This window comes from Pseudomonas sp. USTB-Z (assembly GCF_019691255.1).
Lineage (GTDB): Bacteria > Pseudomonadota > Gammaproteobacteria > Pseudomonadales > Pseudomonadaceae > Aquipseudomonas > Aquipseudomonas alloputida.
Genome location: NZ_JAECZP010000005.1, coordinates 131,310 through 150,927, shown reverse-complemented (window position 1 = coordinate 150,927; position 19,618 = coordinate 131,310). Strand labels below are relative to the sequence as shown.

16 protein-coding genes are annotated in these 19,618 nt (G+C 62.8%); 9 read left to right on the top strand and 7 right to left on the bottom strand.

The genetic code is table 11. The features are described 5' to 3' along the window. The first annotated feature begins 83 nt into the window (after positions 1 to 83). The 3 genes from I8746_RS08130 to I8746_RS08120 all read left to right on the top strand — a co-directional run bounded on the left by I8746_RS08130 (position 84) and on the right by I8746_RS08120 (position 2,355). Positions 84 to 962 carry a helix-turn-helix domain-containing protein gene (locus I8746_RS08130; RefSeq protein WP_003247849.1) on the top strand — a complete coding sequence of 293 codons (879 nt, stop codon included), beginning with the start codon at positions 84 to 86 and terminating at the stop codon, positions 960 to 962. A 75-nt stretch (positions 963 to 1,037) separates the two neighbouring features. Then, positions 1,038 to 1,436 (top strand): MerR family DNA-binding transcriptional regulator, encoded by a 399-nt coding sequence (locus tag I8746_RS08125; protein ID WP_003247847.1) that lies wholly within the window; start codon positions 1,038 to 1,040, stop codon positions 1,434 to 1,436. 19 nt (positions 1,437 to 1,455) lie between these two features. After that, the gene (locus I8746_RS08120) at positions 1,456 to 2,355 is read left to right on the top strand and encodes a hydroxymethylglutaryl-CoA lyase (RefSeq protein WP_014859028.1); all 900 of its coding nucleotides are present in this window, start codon (positions 1,456 to 1,458) and stop codon (positions 2,353 to 2,355) included. Positions 2,356 to 2,887: 532 nt separating this feature from the next. Here I8746_RS08120 and I8746_RS08115 read toward each other — a convergent pair. After that, entirely contained in the window at positions 2,888 to 3,406 is a 519-nt protein-coding gene (locus tag I8746_RS08115) for an MgtC/SapB family protein (protein WP_012052114.1), read from the bottom strand. Between the two features lie 169 nt (positions 3,407 to 3,575). Here I8746_RS08115 and I8746_RS08110 point away from each other — a divergent pair, with 169 nt between their 5' ends. The 5 genes from I8746_RS08110 to I8746_RS08090 all read left to right on the top strand — a co-directional run bounded on the left by I8746_RS08110 (position 3,576) and on the right by I8746_RS08090 (position 10,648). Further along, positions 3,576 to 3,815, top strand: a complete 240-nt coding sequence (locus I8746_RS08110; protein WP_003247835.1) for a DUF3203 family protein — start codon at positions 3,576 to 3,578, stop codon at positions 3,813 to 3,815. Positions 3,816 to 3,936: 121 nt separating this feature from the next. Beyond that, entirely contained in the window at positions 3,937 to 5,340 is a 1,404-nt protein-coding gene (gene ccoG, locus I8746_RS08105; protein WP_012052113.1) for a cytochrome c oxidase accessory protein CcoG, read from the top strand. A gap of 50 nt (positions 5,341 to 5,390) precedes the next feature. Next, positions 5,391 to 6,800, top strand: a complete 1,410-nt coding sequence (mapR, locus tag I8746_RS08100; RefSeq protein ID WP_054889555.1) for a GntR family transcriptional regulator MpaR — start codon at positions 5,391 to 5,393, stop codon at positions 6,798 to 6,800. A 57-nt stretch (positions 6,801 to 6,857) separates the two neighbouring features. Beyond that, positions 6,858 to 8,519, top strand: coding sequence for a PAS domain-containing sensor histidine kinase (locus I8746_RS08095; protein ID WP_221100438.1), 1,662 nt, complete (start codon positions 6,858 to 6,860; stop codon positions 8,517 to 8,519). A 62-nt stretch (positions 8,520 to 8,581) separates the two neighbouring features. Beyond that, positions 8,582 to 10,648, top strand: coding sequence for a PAS domain-containing protein (locus tag I8746_RS08090; RefSeq protein ID WP_192907397.1), 2,067 nt, complete (start codon positions 8,582 to 8,584; stop codon positions 10,646 to 10,648). 9 nt (positions 10,649 to 10,657) lie between these two features. On the opposite strand, the gene I8746_RS08085 is transcribed toward I8746_RS08090, so the two are convergent. From I8746_RS08085 to I8746_RS08060, 6 genes are all read right to left on the bottom strand, one after another. Continuing rightward, positions 10,658 to 11,404: an SDR family oxidoreductase gene (locus I8746_RS08085; protein WP_121783638.1), complete on the bottom strand. Its 747-nt coding sequence runs from the start codon at positions 11,402 to 11,404 to the stop codon at positions 10,658 to 10,660. 921 nt (positions 11,405 to 12,325) lie between these two features. Beyond that, on the bottom strand, positions 12,326 to 13,861 hold the full coding sequence (locus tag I8746_RS08080) for a DHA2 family efflux MFS transporter permease subunit (RefSeq protein WP_088512711.1): 1,536 nt from the start codon (positions 13,859 to 13,861) through the stop codon (positions 12,326 to 12,328). Beyond that, the gene (locus I8746_RS08075) at positions 13,858 to 15,051 is read right to left on the bottom strand and encodes an HlyD family secretion protein (protein ID WP_003247813.1); all 1,194 of its coding nucleotides are present in this window, start codon (positions 15,049 to 15,051) and stop codon (positions 13,858 to 13,860) included. Before I8746_RS08075 ends, I8746_RS08080 begins: the two co-directional genes overlap by 4 nt. A 30-nt stretch (positions 15,052 to 15,081) precedes the next feature. Further along, positions 15,082 to 15,555: a MarR family winged helix-turn-helix transcriptional regulator gene (locus I8746_RS08070; RefSeq protein WP_003247811.1), complete on the bottom strand. Its 474-nt coding sequence runs from the start codon at positions 15,553 to 15,555 to the stop codon at positions 15,082 to 15,084. Between the two features lie 180 nt (positions 15,556 to 15,735). Further along, on the bottom strand, positions 15,736 to 16,368 hold the full coding sequence (locus I8746_RS08065) for a response regulator transcription factor (protein WP_221100437.1): 633 nt from the start codon (positions 16,366 to 16,368) through the stop codon (positions 15,736 to 15,738). Between the two features lie 9 nt (positions 16,369 to 16,377). Then, positions 16,378 to 17,784 (bottom strand): sensor histidine kinase, encoded by a 1,407-nt coding sequence (locus I8746_RS08060; protein WP_221100436.1) that lies wholly within the window; start codon positions 17,782 to 17,784, stop codon positions 16,378 to 16,380. Positions 17,785 to 17,977: 193 nt separating this feature from the next. Between I8746_RS08060 and I8746_RS08055 the strand changes: the two genes are divergently transcribed. Beyond that, positions 17,978 to 19,600 (top strand): acyl-CoA synthetase, encoded by a 1,623-nt coding sequence (locus I8746_RS08055; RefSeq protein WP_014753404.1) that lies wholly within the window; start codon positions 17,978 to 17,980, stop codon positions 19,598 to 19,600. The last annotated feature ends 18 nt before the right edge of the window (positions 19,601 to 19,618 follow it).

The window sequence follows — 19,618 nt, the reverse complement described above, 5'->3', positions numbered from 1 at the left end:
AGAAAACGCCGTTTAAGTGTGCTATTCCATAAAAAACCTGCACTTTTACGAAAAGCGTTCGATTAACGGACAGGCCAACCCAGATGAAATCCACCCTCCCCGGCGTCCCGTTGTTCAAGCTGTATGGCGAAAATCAGGCCTGGCCCGGCACCGACCTGCTGCACTGCGAGTCGATCCCGGCACGCAGCCGCCTGCATCACTGGGAGATCAAGCCGCACCAGCATGCCGAGCTGTTCCAGCTGCTGTATGTACAGCGTGGCCAGGCCCAGGTGGAGATCGAGGGCGTGCGCAGTGCCATCGGCGAAGCGGCGATCCAGGTCGTGCCACCGATGACCGTGCATGGCTTTCGCTTCAGCGCCGATATCCAGGGCTATGTCCTGACCTTTGGTACTGCCCTTGTAGCGAACCTGGAACAGCGCCTGGGCGCGCCACTGACGGTGCTGGCACAGCCTGCGTGTTATCCGTTGGGCCATGACCGCGTGCACCTGCGCAGCCTGGTCGACACCTTGCAGCGGGAGTACCAAGGCAATGCCCCGGCACGCGCCGCGATGCTGGAAGCGTTGGTGACCGCGCTGATGGTGTGGATCAGCCGCCGTCAGCAGCAAGGGCAGGCACCGCGTAACCGTGATGAACGTGACCGCCTGTTGCTGGGGCAATACTTGCGCTTGGTCGAAGCGCATTACCGCGAGCATCTGTCGGTTGAAGACTTTGCCGCGCGGCTGAATATTCCGAGTTTGCAACTGAACCAGCTGTGCCGGGCACTGAGCGGTCAGACTGCATTGCAGGTGGTGCACCAGCGGTTGTTGCTGGAGGCGCGACGCAACCTTATTTACACGCGGATGAGCATTGGGCAGTTGTCGGATAGCCTGGGGTTTACCGACCCGACCTACTTCGCCCGGTGGTTCAAGCGCTTGAGTGGGCAAACGCCCAATGCGTATCGCAGATCAGGGTTGTCGGAATAATCCTTGGCGGCCTCTTCTTGACGTATACGTCAACCTGCCCTCAGGATATCCGCATACCCCACGCCGAGCCCGAGCATGAGCACTCAGACCTACAGCATCTCCGACCTGTCCCGCGAACTGGACATCACCACCCGCGCTATCCGCTTCTACGAAGAACAGGGCCTGCTCAGCCCTGAGCGTCGTGGCCTGGAACGTATCTACTCACCGCGCGACAAGGTCAGCCTGAAGCTCATCCTGCGCGGCAAGCGCATTGGCTTTTCCCTGGCCGAGTGCCGCGAGTTGATCGAACTGTATGACCCCACCAGCGGCAACCTCAAACAGCTCAACAGCATGCTGGCGAAGATTGCCGAGCGCCGCGCCCAGCTGGAGCAGCAGATGCTGGACATTCACCAGATGCAACTGGAACTGGACACCGCCCAGGAGCGCTGCGAACAAGCCCTGGCCGCCACCCTGAACAACAAAGACAACCGCTGAACGCCACAGGAAACCCGCCATGTCCTTGCCCAAACACGTCCGCCTGGTCGAAGTCGGCCCCCGCGACGGCCTGCAGAACGAAGCCCAGCCCATCAGCGTCGCCGACAAGGTACGCCTGGTCAACGACCTCACCGAAGCGGGCCTGGCCTATATAGAAGTGGGCAGTTTCGTGTCCCCCAAGTGGGTGCCACAGATGGCCGGCTCTGCCGAGGTGTTCGCCGGCATCCAGCAGCGCCCCGGTGTGACGTATGCCGCACTGGCACCGAACCTGCGCGGTTTCGAGGACGCCCTGGCTGCCGGGGTCAAGGAAGTAGCGGTGTTCGCTGCCGCCTCCGAAGCGTTCTCGCAACGCAACATCAATTGCTCGATCAGCGAAAGCCTCAAGCGCTTCGAACCCATCATGGACGCTGCGCGCAGCCACGGCGTGCGCGTGCGCGGGTATGTGTCATGTGTGCTTGGCTGCCCTTACGAGGGCAAGGTCAGCGCCGAGCAGGTGGCCCCGGTGGCCCGCGCCCTGCACGACATGGGCTGCTACGAGGTCTCGCTGGGTGACACCATTGGCACCGGCACCGCAGGCGACACCCGACGCCTGTTCGAGGTGGTGTCGGCCCTGGTACCGCGCGAGCAGTTGGCCGGACACTTCCATGACACTTACGGCCAGGCCTTGGCCAACGTCTATGCCAGCCTGCTCGAGGGCATCAGCGTATTCGACAGCTCGGTAGCCGGGCTGGGCGGCTGCCCTTACGCCAAGGGTGCTACCGGCAATATCGCCAGTGAAGACGTTGTGTACCTGCTGCAGGGGCTTGGCATTGAAACCGGCATCGACCTGGGCCGGCTGATAGCCGCCGGCCAGCGCATCAGCGGCGTGCTGGGCCGCGACAACGGGTCGCGGGTAGCACGGGCGTGCAGCGCACAATAGGTCACACCGGTGTCACATTGGTGTGGGTGAAGTGTTACCTCCCGCACATTTCACAGCAAAAAATCGGGTAACAGGGAAACAAATCGGCAGAATTTCAGGCTGGGCGGTGTCGACCAAAATTCTTAAATCATTGATTTTAAAGGGTTTTTAAAAGTTGGCACGCACCCTGCTATATCTCTGGTACAAGAACAAAAAAAACGCGATACCCAATAAAAACAACAGGTAACGGCTCTGACATAACAAGAACAACACGGCAGAGGCGTAGCAAGCAGATTTTTTTGGAGTCGACACGCTTTTCAGGGGTTCGCCCCGCGGTCTGGCACAGAACAATAAAACTACCTCAAGGTAGCGGCAGCCAGGTTCGGATCAGCAATGATGAAAGCAGGTCAGCGCTCAAAAAAATACGTTTGCTCTTGACCCCGCATGGGGGTCGCCCGCAACACCAGGACAAGCCGACAAAAACAACAAAAGGCCGGTCCCAATAATAAAAAAAGAGCAGGCAACACCGCTTTGAGGGGAGCTTCGGCTCCCCTCAGTGCTTCCTGCCCTCTTCCTCCTTCTGCTTCTCCTCATTCTGTCCTTCGACCTTCTCCACCAGCAACGGCATCGTGCCCAGTACCAGCAGGGCCAGTACCGTGCTGATCAGCGCCGTGGCTTCGCGCCCCATGCCAGCCGCCGTGCCAATGGCAGCCGTCATCCATAGCCCGGCAGCGGTCGTCAGGCCCTTCACATGGCTGGTGTCCTGGCCGTTACCCTTCAGAATGGTACCCGCACCGAGAAAACCGATACCGGCAACGATGCCCTGGATCACCCGACTGAGTGCCTGTTCATCGGCCCCCGCCATACTGGGCGCCAGCACGAACAGGGCGGCCCCCAGCGACACCAGCATGTGGGTACGCACCCCGGCAGACTTGCCCTTGTGTTCGCGCTCGAAGCCCAGTACTGCGCCGAGCACAGCAGCCATCAGCAAGCGCACAAGGATTTGCGTGACCTCGCGCTCATCGGTGACATCGGCGAATTCCGCCTGGATTGCTTGCCAGATGACGTCCATCGCAGTTGTGTCCCCTGCTTGAGCTTCATGAATCCGCCCGCCACGTCAGCAGGCCTGCCCTCTGCAAGGTTGACCGTCACACGTACTGCAAAGTGCCGCTCAGCTTGCTGATGCAGCAACTGGCCCCTGACCGCGGTCCACCCTGTAATCACCCCGGGAGGACCCCACCATGCCCATTGAAATCGACGAAACCACCCGCCGCTGCACACTGATCGGCGAAGGCCTGCGCATCGAGGGCGAAGGCCCGGATATCGAGATCATCACCGACGAACAGTTGCGCATGTCGGTGGCCATACTGGCCGGCCAACGCGTGCCCATTACCGAAACCGAGGCCGATGCACTGACCGTGGCGGGTGCGGTGGATAGCCGCAGGCATCTGAAGGCCAGCGCACCAGGCTCGGTGATATGAGGCCTGGCGGGGCTATGCGGCAAATCTGATATGGTTATTATCGTAAAATCTGAACCTGTGCTGAAAACAGCTTCAGCGCCATAGTGCTCATGCCTGATCGAGGCCTGATGAGCACCGAACCATGAACGATAGAATCCCTTTTACAGAGATCGCCACCGCCCCAGCCAGCATCCAAGCGCGACGCACCGACAGCGGCATCCAGACCCGCAGCTTTACCGGGCTTTACCGTAACCTGCGCATCGGCTTTGCCGGCGCCCTGTTCGTGCTGTTCTTCGGCACGGCCTGGCTGAACTGGAACGGCCGCCAGGCCGTACTGTGGGACCTGGGAAACAGCAAGTTCCACATCTTCGGCGCCACCTTCTGGCCACAGGACTTCATCCTGCTGTCGGCGCTGCTGATCATCTGTGCCTTTGGCCTGTTCGCCATCACCGTCTACGCCGGGCGCGTCTGGTGCGGTTACAGTTGCCCACAAAGCACCTGGACCTGGCTATTCATGTGGTGCGAAAAGGTTACCGAGGGGGACCGCAACCAGCGCATCAAGCTGGCCGCGGCGCCCTGGAGCCTGAACAAACTGGCCCGTCGCACGCTCAAACACAGCCTGTGGTTGGCCATTGGCGTGCTCACGGGGCTGACCTTCGTCGGCTACTTCACCCCGATCCGGCCACTGGCCGCAGAATTGCTCACCTTGCAACTGGGCGGTGTGGCACTGTTCTGGGTGCTGTTCTTCACGGCCGCTACCTACATCAATGCCGGCCTGCTGCGTGAAGCGGTGTGCCTGCACATGTGCCCGTATGCGCGCTTCCAGAGCGTGATGTTCGACAAGGACACCCTGGCGGTCGCTTACGACCCGCGTCGTGGCGAGGCCCGTGGTCCGCGCAAGAAAGGCAGTGATGTCGGTGCCCAGGGACTGGGTGACTGCATCGATTGCACCCTGTGCGTGCAGGTGTGCCCCACCGGCATCGACATCCGTGATGGCTTGCAGATGGCTTGCATCGGCTGTGCCGCGTGCATCGACGCCTGTGACGGGGTAATGGACAAGATGGGTTACGCCCGCGGCCTGATTGGCTACAAGTCCGAGCACAGCCTGCAAGGCGGTACCACCCACTGGCTGCGCCCGCGCCTGTTGGGCTACGCTGCCGCACTGCTGGTCATGATCGGGGCACTGGTGGTGGCCCTGCAGATGCGCCCGATGGTATCGCTGGATGTGATCAAGGACCGCGGCCTGTTCCGCGAAAACGCCCAAGGCCAGATCGAGAACATTTACCTGCTCAAGGTCATCAACAAGACCGAACGTACCCAGCACTATCAATTGCGCCTGCTGGACGCTGACGGTTTCACCCTGCAGGGCAGTAGCGCACTGGTCATCCCTGCTGGCGAAATGAGCGAACTGCCGGTGTCGGTGGCGATGCTCGCCGAGCGCCCGACCAGCAGCTCGCAGACACTGAGCTTTGAAATCAGCGAGCGTGACGACCCCGCTATCCGCAGCGTGGCGCACAGTCGCTTCGTCGCCCCCATGAACCGCTGATCCCTTACACTCACGCCACCTTGCCTGCCAGGCTTGGACAGAAGGCCAGAATGAAACGCTACGAACGCTTCGCCGATGACATTGCCGAACTGATCCGCTCCGGGGTGCTGGGCCCCGGCCAGCGCGTGCCGTCCGTGCGCTACGCCAGCCAGACCCACGGGGTCAGCCCGTCTACCGTGTTCCAGGCCTATTACCTGCTGGAACGCCGCGGGCTGATCCGCGCCCGGCCGCGCTCCGGGTATTTCGTCAACGCCCACGTTCCGCGTCAGTTCTGCGAGCCGCAGGCGCTGCAGCCGGTGAGCGAGTCTACCGATGTCGACGTCAGCGCCTTGGTATTTTCGATCCTCGACTCGATCAAGGACCCCAACACCATTGCCTTCGGCTCAGCCTTTCCCAGCCCTGAACTGTTCCCGCTGCAACGCCTGTCCCGCTCACTGGCCAGTGCCAGCCGCAGCATGGACCCGCGCATGGTGGTGACCGATCTGTCCCCCGGCAACCCGCAGCTGCGCCGGCAGATCGCCCTGCGCTACATGGTCGGTGGGCTGATGCTGCCGATGGAAGAGCTGCTGATCACCAACGGCGCACTGGAGGCCCTGAACCTGTGCCTGCAGGCCGTGACCCAGCCGGGCGACCTGGTCGCCATCGAGGCCCCGGCCTTCTATGCCTGCCTGCAGGTGCTGGAGCGGCTCAAGCTCAAGGCCGTGGAAATCCCCGTACACCCGCGCGAGGGCATGGACCTGGGGGTGCTGGCGCAGACCCTGGAAAAGCACCCGGTAAAGGCCGTGTGGTGCATGACCAATTTCCAGAACCCGGTGGGTGCAAGCATGCCGGAGGCCAAGAAACAGGCCCTGGTGGAGTTGCTGGCGCGCCATCAGGTGCCGTTGATCGAAGACGACGTGTACGCCGAGCTGTACTACTCGCAACAGGCGCCCAAACCCGCCAAGGCCTTCGACACCCAGGGCCTGGTCATGCACTGCGGCTCGTTCGCCAAAAGCCTGGCACCGGGCTATCGCATTGGCTGGGTGGCCGCCGGGCGCTTTGCGCAGAAGATCGAGCGGTTGAAACTGATGACCTCCCTGTGTGCCTCCATGCCGGCCCAGGCGGCCATCGCCGACTACCTGCAACACGGCGGCTACGACCGCCACCTGCGCAAGCTGCGCTACGCGCTGGAGGGCCAGCAGGCCAACATGCTGGCAGCCATCGCCCGCCACTTCCCGGCGCAGACACGGGTCAGCCAGCCCTCCGGCGGCTACTTCCTGTGGCTGGAACTGCCCGAGCAGATGGACGCCCTCAAGCTGTTCCACATGGCCCTGGCCCAAGGCATCAGCATCGCCCCTGGGCCGATCTTTTCGCCCACCCGACGCTTTGGCAATTGCATCCGCCTGAACTACGGCAGCCCCTGGCATGACGGCGCCGAACAGGCCATGGAAACCCTCGGGCGGATCATTCGCTCGTTCTGATAGCAAGGGGCCCGAGGGGCGACTATAGTTGCTCGATCCGATCATCAGGCCCTTGTCATGTCGCCAGATACGCTTGCGTCCTTTGCCCAGTTGCAGGCGCGTGTCGCAGAACTGGAAGCACGCCTGGCAGAGCGCGAGGACAGCGTCCAGGCGCATGACAGGCTGCTTGGAGAACTGCTCGACAACAGCGTGGCCAACGTGTTTGCTGCCGACCGCAGCATGCGCCTGTTGGCCATCAACCGCACGGCGCGCGAAACCTTCGAGCGTTACCGAGGCTTCGTGCCGCAGGTTGGCGACTACGTACCCCAGTTCCTGACCGATCAACCCGACATCATGGGCCGCCTGGCCCCGATATGGCCGCGCATACTGGCAGGGGAAGCGTTCATCGACACCGTCACCTTCGGGCTGGACGACGCACCACGCCACTACGAAATTCGCTACCACCCGTGGCTCGATGCTCAGCAGCGAATTCAGGGCGGCTACCTGTTCGCCTATGACATCACGCAGCGCGTGACCGAACAGGAACGCCTGCAGCAGGCCGAAGAAGCACTGCGCCAGGCGCAGAAGATGGAGGCGGTCGGCCAGTTGACCGGCGGGATTGCCCATGATTTCAACAACCTGCTGGCCAGCATCCTTGGCGCCCTGGAACTGGCCGGGCAACGTCTGGTACAGCAACGCCTGGCGGACACCGCGCAGCTGCTTGAACTCAGCCGGCACAACGCCCAACGCGCCGCAGCCTTGGTGCAGCGCTTGCTGGCATTCTCACGGCAGCAGACGCTGGTCCCGCAACGGGTCGATGTGCAGCAACTGGTGGCCGGTATGCACGACCTGATCAGCAGTTCCACCGGCCCCTATGTCGACTACCACGACCAGACACATGCCGGACTCTGGCCTATCCGAATAGACGCACAGCAACTGGAAAACGCGCTGCTCAACCTGTGCATCAACGCCCGTGACGCCATGCCGCTTGGCGGCACCTTGAGCATCGGTTGCGCCAATGTCGACGTGCAAGGCGCCGAAGCCAGACAGCGGGGCCTGGCCGCTGGCCAGTTTCTGCGTATCCGCGTTGAAGACACCGGCATGGGCATGTCCAAAGCAGTGATGCAGCGCGCCCTTGAGCCCTTCTTCACCACCAAGCCGCTCGGCCAGGGCACTGGCCTTGGGCTGTCCATGGTCTACGGCTTTGTGCGGCAATCCGGTGGCCAGGTGGTCATCGATAGCACGCCTGGCCAGGGTACGGCCATCAGCCTGTATCTCCCCTGCGATGAAAGCATCGCCGCCGCTTCACCCGGCCCCCACGTCGAAGGGCCTGCCCCTGCGGCCTCACATCAGCGGCGCGTGTGCAAGGTGATGCTGGTGGAAGACGAGCCGGCCCTGCGCCTGGTCATACTGGAGGTATTGCTGGACCAGGGCCATGAAGTTCAGGCATTCGAAGATGGCCGCCAGGCCTACAAGGCCTTGCAGGAAGCCCCTGCGCCGGACTTGCTGATCACCGATGTCGGCCTGCCAGGGGGTATCGATGGCTACCAACTCGCGGACGCCTGCCGAGCTAGTGCACCCCATGCCGCGGTGCTGCTGATCACAGGCTATGACCTTGCACACAGTACGGCAAATGCGCGACCCAACCGGCGTACCGAACTGCTGGCCAAGCCATTCGATCTTCAAGCACTTGCCCAGGCGCTTGAACGGCTGCTGGGGAGCACCGCCCAGTCGCACTGAGCAGCTATTCGCCTACAGGTGAACACGTTAAAGTCAGGACTTTTCATTGGCCGGACGCAGGCATGCCTTCTCGTGATCTGAACTCACTGCGCCAACAAGTCGAAGACCTCCAGCGACAGAACACACTGCTGGAGCAACGGCTTGCAAGCCACCAGGCGCACGACCAGGACTTCTATCGCTCACTGTTCGACACCATGGACGAAGGCTTCTGCATCATCGAGTTCTTCGATGGCCCCCATGGCCCCCTGAGTGACTACGTGCACGTGCTGGCCAACGCAGCCTATGCCAAACACGCCGGCATCCCCAACGTGGTCGGGCAAAAACTGCGGGAGATGGTGCCCGATGAGGCGGATGACTGGGTGGCCCGCTATGGCGCGGTGCTTCGCACCGGCGAACCGCTGCACTTCGAGCAGGAACTGATTGCCACGGGCCACGTGCTGTCGGTGACCACTTTTCGCATAGAACCTGCCGAGAAACGCCAGGTAGCGGTACTGTTCAAGGATGTCACCGAACGCCGGCGTGCAGAGCAGGCCCTGCAGCGCCTGAACGAAGAGCTCGAACAACGGGTGAATGCCGCACTGGCGGAGCGACGCTTGTTTGCCGAGCTGGTCGATCACAGTGTGGTCAATGTGCATGTAATCGACAAGGACCTGCGCTGGCTGGCTGTCAATCGCCAGGCCAGGCATGACTTCCACCTGCTGTACGGGAGTACACCCGAAATCGGCGAATACCTGCCCGGGTTGTTCGAGGATGGCGCCGCCGGCCAGACGCCTGTTCTGCCGATGTGGCAGCGCGCCCTGGCAGGCGAGCAGTTCATCGAGATCGGCACCTTCGGCAAGCCCCCCGCGCTGCGCCATTATGAGTTGCGCTTCAACGCCTTGCGCGACCCAGAAGGCGAGGTACATGGCGCGTTTCTGTTCGCCTATGACATCAGTGAGCGAGTACAGGAGCAGGAACGCTTGGCCAAGGCCGAAGCGGCGCTGCGCCAGGCACAGAAGATGGAAGCCGTAGGCCAGCTCAGTGGCGGCATAGCCCACGACTTCAACAACTTGCTGGGCGGCATCCTGGGCGCCCAGGAGCTGATGCGGCAACGCCTTGAGCAGTCACGCTTCGACGCCCTGGCGCCCTTGCTGGAGCTGTCCAGCAGCGCGGCGCAGCGGGCCTCTTCGCTGGTGCACCGGCTGCTGGCCTTCTCCCGCCAGCAGACCCTGCAACCCTGCTCCACGCAAGTGGCCACCTTGGTGGCCGGCATGGAAGACCTGCTGCGCCGCACCATCGGCCCGGCGATTACCCTGAGCAGCCGCTTTGCCAGCCAGCTGTGGCCGACCTTCATCGACCCTCCCCAACTGGAAAGCGCCTTGCTCAACTTATGCATCAACGCGCGCGATGCCATGCCTGCCGGTGGTGTGATCGAGATCATCGGCGACAACCTGCTGCTTGACGACGAGCAGGCCGTGGCACTGGAACTGCCGGCCAGCGAGTTCGTACGGCTGAGCATCGTCGACAACGGTAGCGGCATGTCGGCTGAAGTTGTCGAGCGCGCAGTCGAGCCGTTCTTCACCACCAAGCCGATGGGCCAGGGCACCGGCCTGGGTTTGTCCATGACCTATGGCTTCGTGCGCCAGTCGGGTGGGCAATTACGGGTGCTGTCGGTGCCTGGCGAGGGTACCCGCATCGAGCTGCTGTTACCCCGCCACCACGAGCAAGCCCAGGCGCCAATCAGCAAACCTCCGCGCGCGCTCTTGCAAAGAAGCAGCGAGACTGCAAAACGCATTCTGTTGGTTGAAGATCAGACGGCCTTGCGCCTGGTGATTGGCGAAGTGTTGGAAGAGCTGGGCTATCAGGTGGACGCCTTCGAGAACGGTCCGTCTGCCCTCACCCACCTGCAAAGCGGCGAACGGCCAGACTTGCTGCTGAGCGATGTCGGCCTGCCTGGCGGCCTGAATGGCCGCCAGGTAGCCGAACGCTGCCGTGAGCGCTACCCGGACCTCAAGGTGCTGTTGATCACCGGTTACGATGAGAGCGCGGCGCTCAGCGACGGCCAACTGCTGCAAGGTACGTTGGTGTTGACCAAGCCGTTCGAACTGGAAGCACTGGCAGAGCGGGTTCGCGAGCTGCTGGAACCTTGACGGGCGCGCTCAGCGCCCGCCGCCCAGGTCGATGAAGCTGCCGGTGGCATAGGAGGCTTTGTCCGAGAGCAACCAGAGGATGGCCTCGGCCACTTCCTCGGGATACCCTCCTCGGCCCATGGGCAAGCCAGGTTCAAGCTTGCTGACGCGATCCGGGTCACCCGAAAGCGCATGGAAACCGGTATGGATATAGCCTGGTCGTACGCCATTGACGCGTACGCCCTCGCCTGCCACTTCTTTGGCCAGGCCGATTGTGAAGGTGTCGAGCGCGCCCTTGGAGGCGGCATAGTCGACATACTCGTTGGGCGAACCCAGGCGTGCGGCGACCGATGATACGTTGACGATGGCCCCGCCTTGCCCGCCATGCCGGCGCGCCATGCGCAGCAGGGCGTGCTTGGCGCAGAGCATGGGGCCGACGACGTTGGTCTTCATGACGTTCAGCAGACGGAACTCGGACATGTTCTCGACCCTGCTCTGCTGGCCGATGGTGCCGGCGTTGTTGACCAGTGCGGTGATCGGGCCGAGCTCATCGTCGACGCGCAGGAACAGCTGGATGATTTCATCTTCGACGCTGACGTCGGCGCGCACCGCGATGGCCTCGGCGCCCAGGGCGCGGACCTGGCTGAGGATGGCTTCGGCGGCTTGGTCATCGGCGTGATAGTTAATGCAGATGCGGTAGCCCTGGCGGGCGGCCAACAGCGCAGTGGCGGCGCCGATGCCGCGGCTGCCGCCGGTGATGACAATGACGTTCTCCATGGGTTTGCCAATGGTTTGGGGAAGGGAGCATCGACAATAGGCGAAATGGCGCTGCGTTGGAATGACGAAGATCAGCACAGCCAACCCTCTGCTGTTGATGTGGCTGTTGATCTGGCTGTTGATCTGGCTTTTGATCTTGATCTTGATCTTGATCTTGATCTTGATCTTCGCGACTTCAGGAGGCCGAACGCAGGCCTTGCGGAGGCAGGTGACGGGCATGGATGCCCGTCAAGCGCTGAGGCCCCAGGATGGGGCCTTCGGCGCGGTCCTGCCGGGAGCAAGGCCGGAGTGAGGGAACCCCGGAGCGTAGCGCAGGGGCCGGATGATGGGAGCGCAGCGTTTTTTGGTTACTTTTTGTCGCGTTTGACAAAAAGTGACTCGCCGTAAGGGCGAAAAGGTGAGTCTGTGTCGCCATCGCGAATGGACTGTTCGCTGAGTCAAAACAGACGAATTTGCTTCTTGCTTCTTGCTTCTTGCTTCTTGCTTCTTGCTTCTTGCTTCTTGCTTCTTGCTTCTTGCTTCTTGCTTCTTGGATGTGGGCATTCACATCGAGTAGGTATTCATTCGCGCAGGTGGCGCACAGTCACCTTTCCGCCCTTACGGCGGGTCACTTTTTGTCAAACGCGACAAAAAGTAACCAAAAAACGCTGGCTCCTGTCATCCGGCCCCTGCGCTACGCTCCGGGGTTCCCTCGCTACGGTCTTGCTCCCGGGAGTACGCGCTGCAGGCCCCATCCATGGGGCCTCAGCGCTTGACGGGCATCCATGCCCGTCACCTCCCTTCGCAAGCCCTACGCTCGGCCTCCTGAAGTCGCAATCCGCGGCGCCTGGGCTATCGCGCGCTTAGAAGCAAAATCAAAATCAAAAGCCGAAGCGAGAGCGAGAGCGAGAGCGAGAGCATCGGGATCTTGCCTTGTTTAGCTCAATGCCCCGCCGATGCCGGGCCCGCCTTGGCGGTAAAGGGTGGCTTGGCGAACAACACCAGCAGAATCAACCCGGCAAACACCCAGCTCATCAAGGTGAAGTAATCCACCGTCGACATCATGTAAGCCTGCCCATTGAGTATCTGCTCCAACTGCGCATAACTCTGCGGACTGGCCCCGCCCAACTGCTCAAGGGTATGCCGCGTCGTCGGGTCGAACTGGCTGATGTGCTCGCTCAGGTAGGCATGGTGCTGATCCGCCCGACGAATCCAGATCCAGGTAGTCAACGAAGCCGCAAAACTCCCGCCCAAGGTTCGCAGAAAAGTCGCCAGCCCCGAACCGTCGGCAATCTGGTGCGGCGGCAGGTCAGACAGCAGAATGCTCAAGGTCGGCATGAAGAACAACGCCACGCCAATCCCCATGAACAACTGCACCAAGGCCACGTGCTGGAAGTCCACCTCACTAGTGAAACCGGCCCGCATGTAGCAACTGGTGCCAATCGCCAGGAACGCCAACCCAGCCAGCACCCGCAGGTCGAAACGGTGCGCATATTTGCCCACGAACGGCGACATGATCACCGGCAGCAAACCGATCGGCGCCACCGCCAGTCCCGCCCAAGTCGCGGTATAGCCCATCTGCGTCTGCAACCACTGCGGCAGGATCAGGTTGATACCGAAGAACCCGGCATACCCCCCGACCAGCACAATGGTGCCAATGCGGAAGTTGCGGTGCACAAACAGGCGCAAGTTGACCACCGGGTGCCGGTCGGTCAGTTCCCAGATCACGAATACCGCCAGGAACACCACCGAAACCAGGCTGCCGACAATGATGAACGACGACTCGAACCAGTCCAGATCGTTGCCCTTGTCCAGCACTACCTGCAAGGCCCCAACGCCGATAATGAGGGTCAGCAGGCCAATGTAATCCATCGGCTGGCGGCTGGTGACCACCGGGCGCGTACGCATCTGCTGGCGCACCACGGCAGCAGCGAACAGGCCGATGGGCACGTTGATGAAGAAGATCCATGGCCAGCTGTAGCTATCGGTAATCCAGCCCCCAAGGATCGGCCCGGCAATCGGCGCCACCACCGTGACCATCGCCAGCAGCGCCAGTGCCATCCCCCGTTTTGCCGGGGGATAGACAGCAATCAGCAGGGTCTGCGTCATCGGGTAAAGCGGCCCGGCGACCACACCCTGCAAGACGCGAAACCCGACCAGCTCGGGCATCGACTGGGCAATACCGCACAGGAACGAAGCCAGCACGAACAGCAGCGTGGCCCAGATGAACAGTTTCACTTCACCAAAGCGCCGGCTCAGCCAGCCGGTCAGCGGCAAGGCGATAGCGTTACTCACCGCGAACGAGGTGATGACCCAGGTGCCTTGCTCGTAGCTCACCCCCAGGTTGCCGGAAATGGTCGGCAGGGCCACGTTGGCGATGGTGGTGTCCAGCACCTGCATGAACGTCGCGAGCGACAGGCCGATGGTGGTCAGCAGCAGACTTGGCGGCGTGAACTGGGCAGCGGCGTTGTTGCTCATCGTTGCGCCGTCTTGCCGGTTGCACTGTTCTCGTGAATCAGCCGGGCGATCAGGTTGTCGGCTTCGATCATCTGGTGGTCATACACCTGGGTGGTGTAGCTGGCCTTCTGCGGTGGCTGCTGGGCCAGGGTCGGGCCGCTCTGGTCATGCAGGTCGACTTCAACCACGGTGGACAGGCCGATACGTAGCGGGTGGTCCTTGAGCTGGTCGGGGCTGAGGTGGATGCGCACGGGTACTCGCTGGACAATCTTGATCCAGTTACCGGTTGCGTTCTGCGCCGGCAGCAAGGCAAAGGCGCTACCGGTGCCCGCCCCAAGGCTGTCGACCGTGCCGCTGTACTTGACCTCGCTGCCGTACACATCAGCGGTGATTTCTACCGGCTGGCCGATGCGCATCTCTCGCAGCTGGGTTTCCTTGAAGTTGGCATCGATCCACACCTGATCCAGCGGAATGACCGCCATGGTCGCGGTGCCCGGCTGCAGGCGCTGGCCCAACTGGACGGTACGCTTGGCGACGTAGCCGGTGACCGGCGCGACCAACGTGGTGCGGGCGTGGTCGAGGTAGGCCTGGCGCAGGTCGGCAGCTGCAGCCATGACATCGGGGTGCGAGGACACCACGGTGTCGTCGACCAGCGCGCTGCTGGTGCTGAGCTGTTGGCGCGCGCTGTTGACGGCAGCCTGGGCAACGCTCAGGTCGTCGCGGGCATGGGACAGTTCTTCGGCGGCAATCGCACCGCTGTCAGCCAGCACCTTGCGCCGGTTGAAGTCCTGCTGCGCCTTGCGCAGTTCGGCTTGGCGCGTTTCCAGTTGAGCCTTCAGCGAGTCGACGTTGCTGTACAGCCCGCGCACCTGCCGCACGCTGCGTGCCAGCTTGGCTTCAGCGGACTGCAAGGCCACTTCGCTGTCGGCCGGGTCGAATTGCAGCAACACCTGGCCGGCGTGGACCAGGTCGCCGTCATCGGCCCCGATGCTGATAACGGTGCCAGCGACCAGCGGGGTGATCTCCACCACGTTGCCGTTGACATACGCATCGTCGGTGCTTTCGTGCCAACGCCCGACAATGCTGTACCAGGCCCAGGTGCCTACCCCTGCCAGGATCAGCAGCAACAGCAGGCCAAGCAACCAAGCCTTGCGCTTGCGCGACGGCTCGGGCGAGACGGAGGGAGTCGGGGTGTCTGCGGGAGTGGCCATGACAATACCTTGGATAATTCGTTACAGGGTTCAACGGTCGCCGAAGCGGCGGATCGTCAGCGGGTCGCCAGCACCGAGCAGCACCTTGGCCAGCAGGCCTTCCAGGGTCTTGAGCTCCTCTGGTGCCAGCACGCCGCACAACTCGTTCATGGCGGCGGCGCCAATTTCCGGCAGGCGGTTGGCCAGGCGCTGGCCGTCGGCGGTGAGTGCCAGGCGCACCTGGCGACGGTCGTCGGCGCAGCGGTTGCGCACAATCAGTTCCTTCTGCTCGAGGCGGTCGAGCATGCGGGTCATCGATCCGCTGTCCAGGCCCAGGTAACGGCACAATTCGGCCGGGGTATCCACCTGGTACTGGGTGACGATGATCAGCACTTTGAACTGCGCGGCGGTGACGCCCTCTGACTCCAGGTGCCAGTCAAGAATGCGGTCTTTGAGAATCGCAGCACGGCCAAGCAACATGCCGATGGCGCAGGTTTGGAAGTTTTCGGGAGAAAAATGGGCCATCGTTGGCTGCTCAGTTAAGTGTGTAGAAATATTACTGCCTAGGCAGTGAATGTCAAAGCTTTCATTAGCTAGCTATGAAATAGTGGGTGTTTTCTGGCTGTCACACCGCCCCCAGCAGGCGCGCATCGCGGCCCATCGCGACACACAACGCCGCCCCTGCCAGGGGCTACGTAAAGGCGGCTATTGCGCTCGCAGGCCCAGCGCCTCCACCGCCCCGCAAGCAATCGCCATCCCCACCAGCTCTGCGAGGCTGCCTGCCTGCAACCGCTTCATCACCCGGCCTCGGTACAGGTCCACGGTCTTGACGCTGATGCCCAACTGCTCGGCAATCTCGCGGTTGTTCAACCCTTGGGCCAGCGGTACGAAGACGTCTCGCTCACGCGGCGTCAGGCCGTCGATGCGCGCCTGCACCAAGGCCAGCGCCTGATCGCCCTGTCGCGCCAGCCCGGCGTGCTCCAGCGCAGCCTGAACGCTGTCGAGCAGCAACTGGTCGTTGTAGGGTTTTTCGATGAAGTCGCAGGCGCCGGCCTTGAACGCCCGCACCACGATCGGGACATCGGCATGACCGCTGACGAAGATCACCGGCACCATCAGGCCACGCTCGCGCATCGCCTGCTGCACAGCCAACCCGCCCAGCCCCGGCATGCGCACATCCAACAGCACACACGCGGGCCCATCATCGACGCAGGCGTCGAGAAACGCCTGCCCGCTGGCGAATGGCAAGGCTTGCAGGCCCACCGACTGCAGCAGCCAGACCGTAGAGTCGCGCATACCCTGGTCGTCATCGACCACATACACTTTTGCTTGCAACACTGCCTCCCCTTATTCCCTGCTGACCGCCAGCCGGCAGCACAGTACCAGACCGCCGCTGTCACCCGCCCGCGCCCACAGGCTGCCACCGAAGCCTTCGATCAGGCTGCGGCTCATGCTCAAGCCCAAGCCCAGGCCGTCGGCCTTGCTGGTGGTAAACGGCGTAAAGATTTCATCCAGCCGCTCCGGTGCCACGCCCGGGCCCTGGTCGGCGACCTCGACCAGCACCCCATCGCCATCGCGCGCCGCGCAGAGCAGGATACGTGACGGCCGCTCACCCTGCTGCTCGCGATTGGCATCGATGGCATTGCGCAGCAGGTTGAGCAGCACCTGCTCCAGCAGCACCCGGTCGGCATACACCAAGGGCAGTTGAGCGCTCATGCGAAGTTCCACCTGCACCTGGTCCCGCGCGGCTTCCCAGGCGCACAGGCGCATGGCTTCGCCGGCCAGCTCGGCCACGTCCAGTGCCTGCAGGCGGCGCGGTTCCTTGCGCAGAAAGGCACGCAGACGGCGGATCACTTCGGCGGCATGGGTGGCCTGTTCGCTGATACGCTGCAGGCCCTGGCCAACCCGCTCGCGCGCCTGGGGATCACGTTCCAGGCCCTGCAGGTAACGCTGACTGGCGTTGGCATAGTTGACCACCGCGGCCAGTGGCTGATTGATCTCGTGGGCGATGCCCGAGGCCAGCTCGCCCAAGGTCGCGAGGCGGGCACTGTGCGCCAGGCTTTCCTGCGCTTCGATGCGCAAGGTGATGTCGCGGGACACGCTGACCACCTCCACCACCGCGCCGGTGTAGGTCTCGCGGATCGCCCGGCTGGCGATTTCGAACCAGCGGTAGTCACCTGTCGCCTGGCGTACCCGGCAAGTCATCGTGTGGTAGCCGTCCTGGTCCAGCGCGGCAGCGGCCTGACGCAGCACCTGACGCCGTTCGCGCGGATGCAGCAGGGTATGTACAGGCATGCCACGCAGCTGCTCGGGCCACAGGCCGAGCAGGCGGTAGGCTGCCGGTGAGGCATCGAGAAAGCGGCCATCGGGGCTGTGCCGGGAAATCAGGTCGGTGGTGTTTTCGATGATCAGCCGATACAGGCGCCGGGCGCGGCTGGCTTCGCGTGCGCCATGGCGCTCTTCGCTGGCATCGCGGCAGCGGCCCAGCACCTGCTGGCCCTGGTTGTCCGGCATGAACGTCCACAGCACGATGCGTTCGCCGACCTGCACTTCCACATCGCTGATCGCCCGATGCTGGCGCAGACAGGCACGCACCAGGGCAGCGCAATTGGCCGGCAGCCAGCAAGCCAGCTCAGGCCCTTCGGCGACCCAGGCCTGCAATGCCGGGTTGAGTGCCAGCGGGCTTGCATCACTGGCCAGCAACAGACTGGGTTGTGGGTCTTTGGCAAGCAAGGGGTAAGCAGTGTCATCCACAGTAGGCGGCCTGTTTTTATAGTAGTTTTACTATATTGCTATAGTCGATATTCCTAATACCATAGCGACTCGCGTAAAACTGCGACAGAGGGGGCGGCCCACCGTCCGCCCCCTGCACCCTGAACAGAGCTAACAATCAGCCATCGGGGGCCAGGTGCACAGGCTGCGTCTGCCTCCCTTACAGGATTACCGCATGTCGATCTATGCCCAGGGCCTGATGCCCGCTGCCGTCAACCATGTCGCCCTCACCCCGCTGAGCTTCATCGAACGCACCGCTGCCGTTTACGGCAACTACCCGGCCGTCATCCACGGCGCCATCCGCCGCAACTGGCAAGAAACCTACCAACGCTGTCGGCGCCTGGCCAGCGCTCTGGCCGGTCGTGGCATTGGCCGTGGCGACACCGTGGCAGTGATGCTGCCCAACACCCCGACCATGCTCGAGGCGCACTTCGGCGTACCCATGACCGGTGCCGTGCTCAATACCCTGAACGTGCGCCTGGATGCCGAGGCCATCGCCTTCATGCTGCAGCATGGCGAGGCCAAAGTGCTGATCACCGACCGCGAGTTCCATGCGGTCATCGAAGGCGCTCTGGCACTGCTTGAACACCCGCCGCTGGTGGTTGATGTGGATGACCCGGAGTACGGCGAAGGCCGCGCGGTCAGCCAGCTGGACTATGAGGCCCTGCTCAACGAAGGCGACCCGGAATTTGCCTGGGAATGGCCCGATGACGAGTGGCAGGCCATTTCGCTGAACTACACCTCCGGCACCACCGGCAACCCCAAGGGCGTGGTCTACCACCACCGTGGCGCCTACCTGAACGCACTGGGCAACCAGATGACCTGGGCCATGGGCCACCGCCCGGTGTACCTGTGGACGTTGCCGATGTTCCACTGCAACGGCTGGTGCTACCCCTGGACCATCACCGCCCTGGCCGGCACCCATGTGTTCCTGCGCCGGGTCGACCCGCAGAAGATCCTGACCCTGATCCGCGAGCACAAAGTCAGCCACCTGTGCGGTGCGCCGATCGTGCTCAACGCGCTGGTCAACATGCCCGAGGCGGCCAAGGCAGCCATCGAGCACCCGGTGCAGGCCATGGTCGCCGGCGCCGCTCCACCGGCCAAGGTCATCGGCGCCGTGGAAGAAATGGGCATCAAGGTCACCCACACCTACGGCCTGACCGAGGTTTATGGCCCGGTGACCGTGTGTGCCTGGCATGACGAATGGGACACGCTTTCGCTGGAAGAGCGTGCACGCATCAAGTCTCGCCAAGGCGTGCGCTACCCGACCCTCGATGGCCTGATGGTCGCCGACCCGCAAACCCTTCAGCCAGTACCCCGCGACGGCAATACCCTGGGCGAAATCTTCATGCGCGGCAACACGGTGATGAAGGGTTACCTGAAAAACCCTGAAGCCACCGCCGAAGCCTTCCGTGGCGGCTGGTTCCACACCGGCGACCTGGCCGTGTGGCATGCCGACGGCTATATCGAGATCAAGGACCGGCTCAAGGACATCATCATTTCCGGTGGCGAAAACATCTCCACCATCGAGGTCGAAGACGCCCTGTACAAGCACCCGGCAGTGCTGGAAGCCGCCGTGGTGGCACGCCCGGATGAAAAATGGGGGGAAACCCCGTGCGCCTTCGTTGCCCTGAAGCCGGGCCGAGAGGACACCCGTGAAGCCGACATCACCAGTTGGTGCCGCGAGCACCTGGCCGGGTTCAAGGTGCCGAAGACCGTGGTGTTCGGCGAACTGCCCAAGACCTCGACCGGCAAGATCCAGAAGTACGTGCTGCGCGACCGGGCCAAGGCCCTCTGATGCCGTAGCCGCTCCCCT

Excerpts from the sequence above, each read along its gene's own strand:
- I8746_RS08130 (WP_003247849.1), top strand. The coding sequence starts at position 84 with ATGAAATCCACCCTCCCCGGCGTCCCGTTGTTCAAGCTGTATGGCGAA.
- I8746_RS08125 (WP_003247847.1), top strand. The coding sequence starts at position 1,038 with ATGAGCACTCAGACCTACAGCATCTCCGACCTGTCCCGCGAACTGGAC.
- I8746_RS08120 (WP_014859028.1), top strand. The coding sequence starts at position 1,456 with ATGTCCTTGCCCAAACACGTCCGCCTGGTCGAAGTCGGCCCCCGCGAC.
- I8746_RS08115 (WP_012052114.1), bottom strand. The coding sequence starts at position 3,406 with ATGGACGTCATCTGGCAAGCAATCCAGGCGGAATTCGCCGATGTCACC.
- I8746_RS08110 (WP_003247835.1), top strand. The coding sequence starts at position 3,576 with ATGCCCATTGAAATCGACGAAACCACCCGCCGCTGCACACTGATCGGC.
- ccoG (WP_012052113.1), top strand. The coding sequence starts at position 3,937 with ATGAACGATAGAATCCCTTTTACAGAGATCGCCACCGCCCCAGCCAGC.
- mapR (WP_054889555.1), top strand. The coding sequence starts at position 5,391 with ATGAAACGCTACGAACGCTTCGCCGATGACATTGCCGAACTGATCCGC.
- I8746_RS08095 (WP_221100438.1), top strand. The coding sequence starts at position 6,858 with ATGTCGCCAGATACGCTTGCGTCCTTTGCCCAGTTGCAGGCGCGTGTC.
- I8746_RS08090 (WP_192907397.1), top strand. The coding sequence starts at position 8,582 with ATGCCTTCTCGTGATCTGAACTCACTGCGCCAACAAGTCGAAGACCTC.
- I8746_RS08085 (WP_121783638.1), bottom strand. The coding sequence starts at position 11,404 with ATGGAGAACGTCATTGTCATCACCGGCGGCAGCCGCGGCATCGGCGCC.
- I8746_RS08080 (WP_088512711.1), bottom strand. The coding sequence starts at position 13,861 with ATGAGCAACAACGCCGCTGCCCAGTTCACGCCGCCAAGTCTGCTGCTG.
- I8746_RS08075 (WP_003247813.1), bottom strand. The coding sequence starts at position 15,051 with ATGGCCACTCCCGCAGACACCCCGACTCCCTCCGTCTCGCCCGAGCCG.
- I8746_RS08070 (WP_003247811.1), bottom strand. The coding sequence starts at position 15,555 with ATGGCCCATTTTTCTCCCGAAAACTTCCAAACCTGCGCCATCGGCATG.
- I8746_RS08055 (WP_014753404.1), top strand. The coding sequence starts at position 17,978 with ATGTCGATCTATGCCCAGGGCCTGATGCCCGCTGCCGTCAACCATGTC.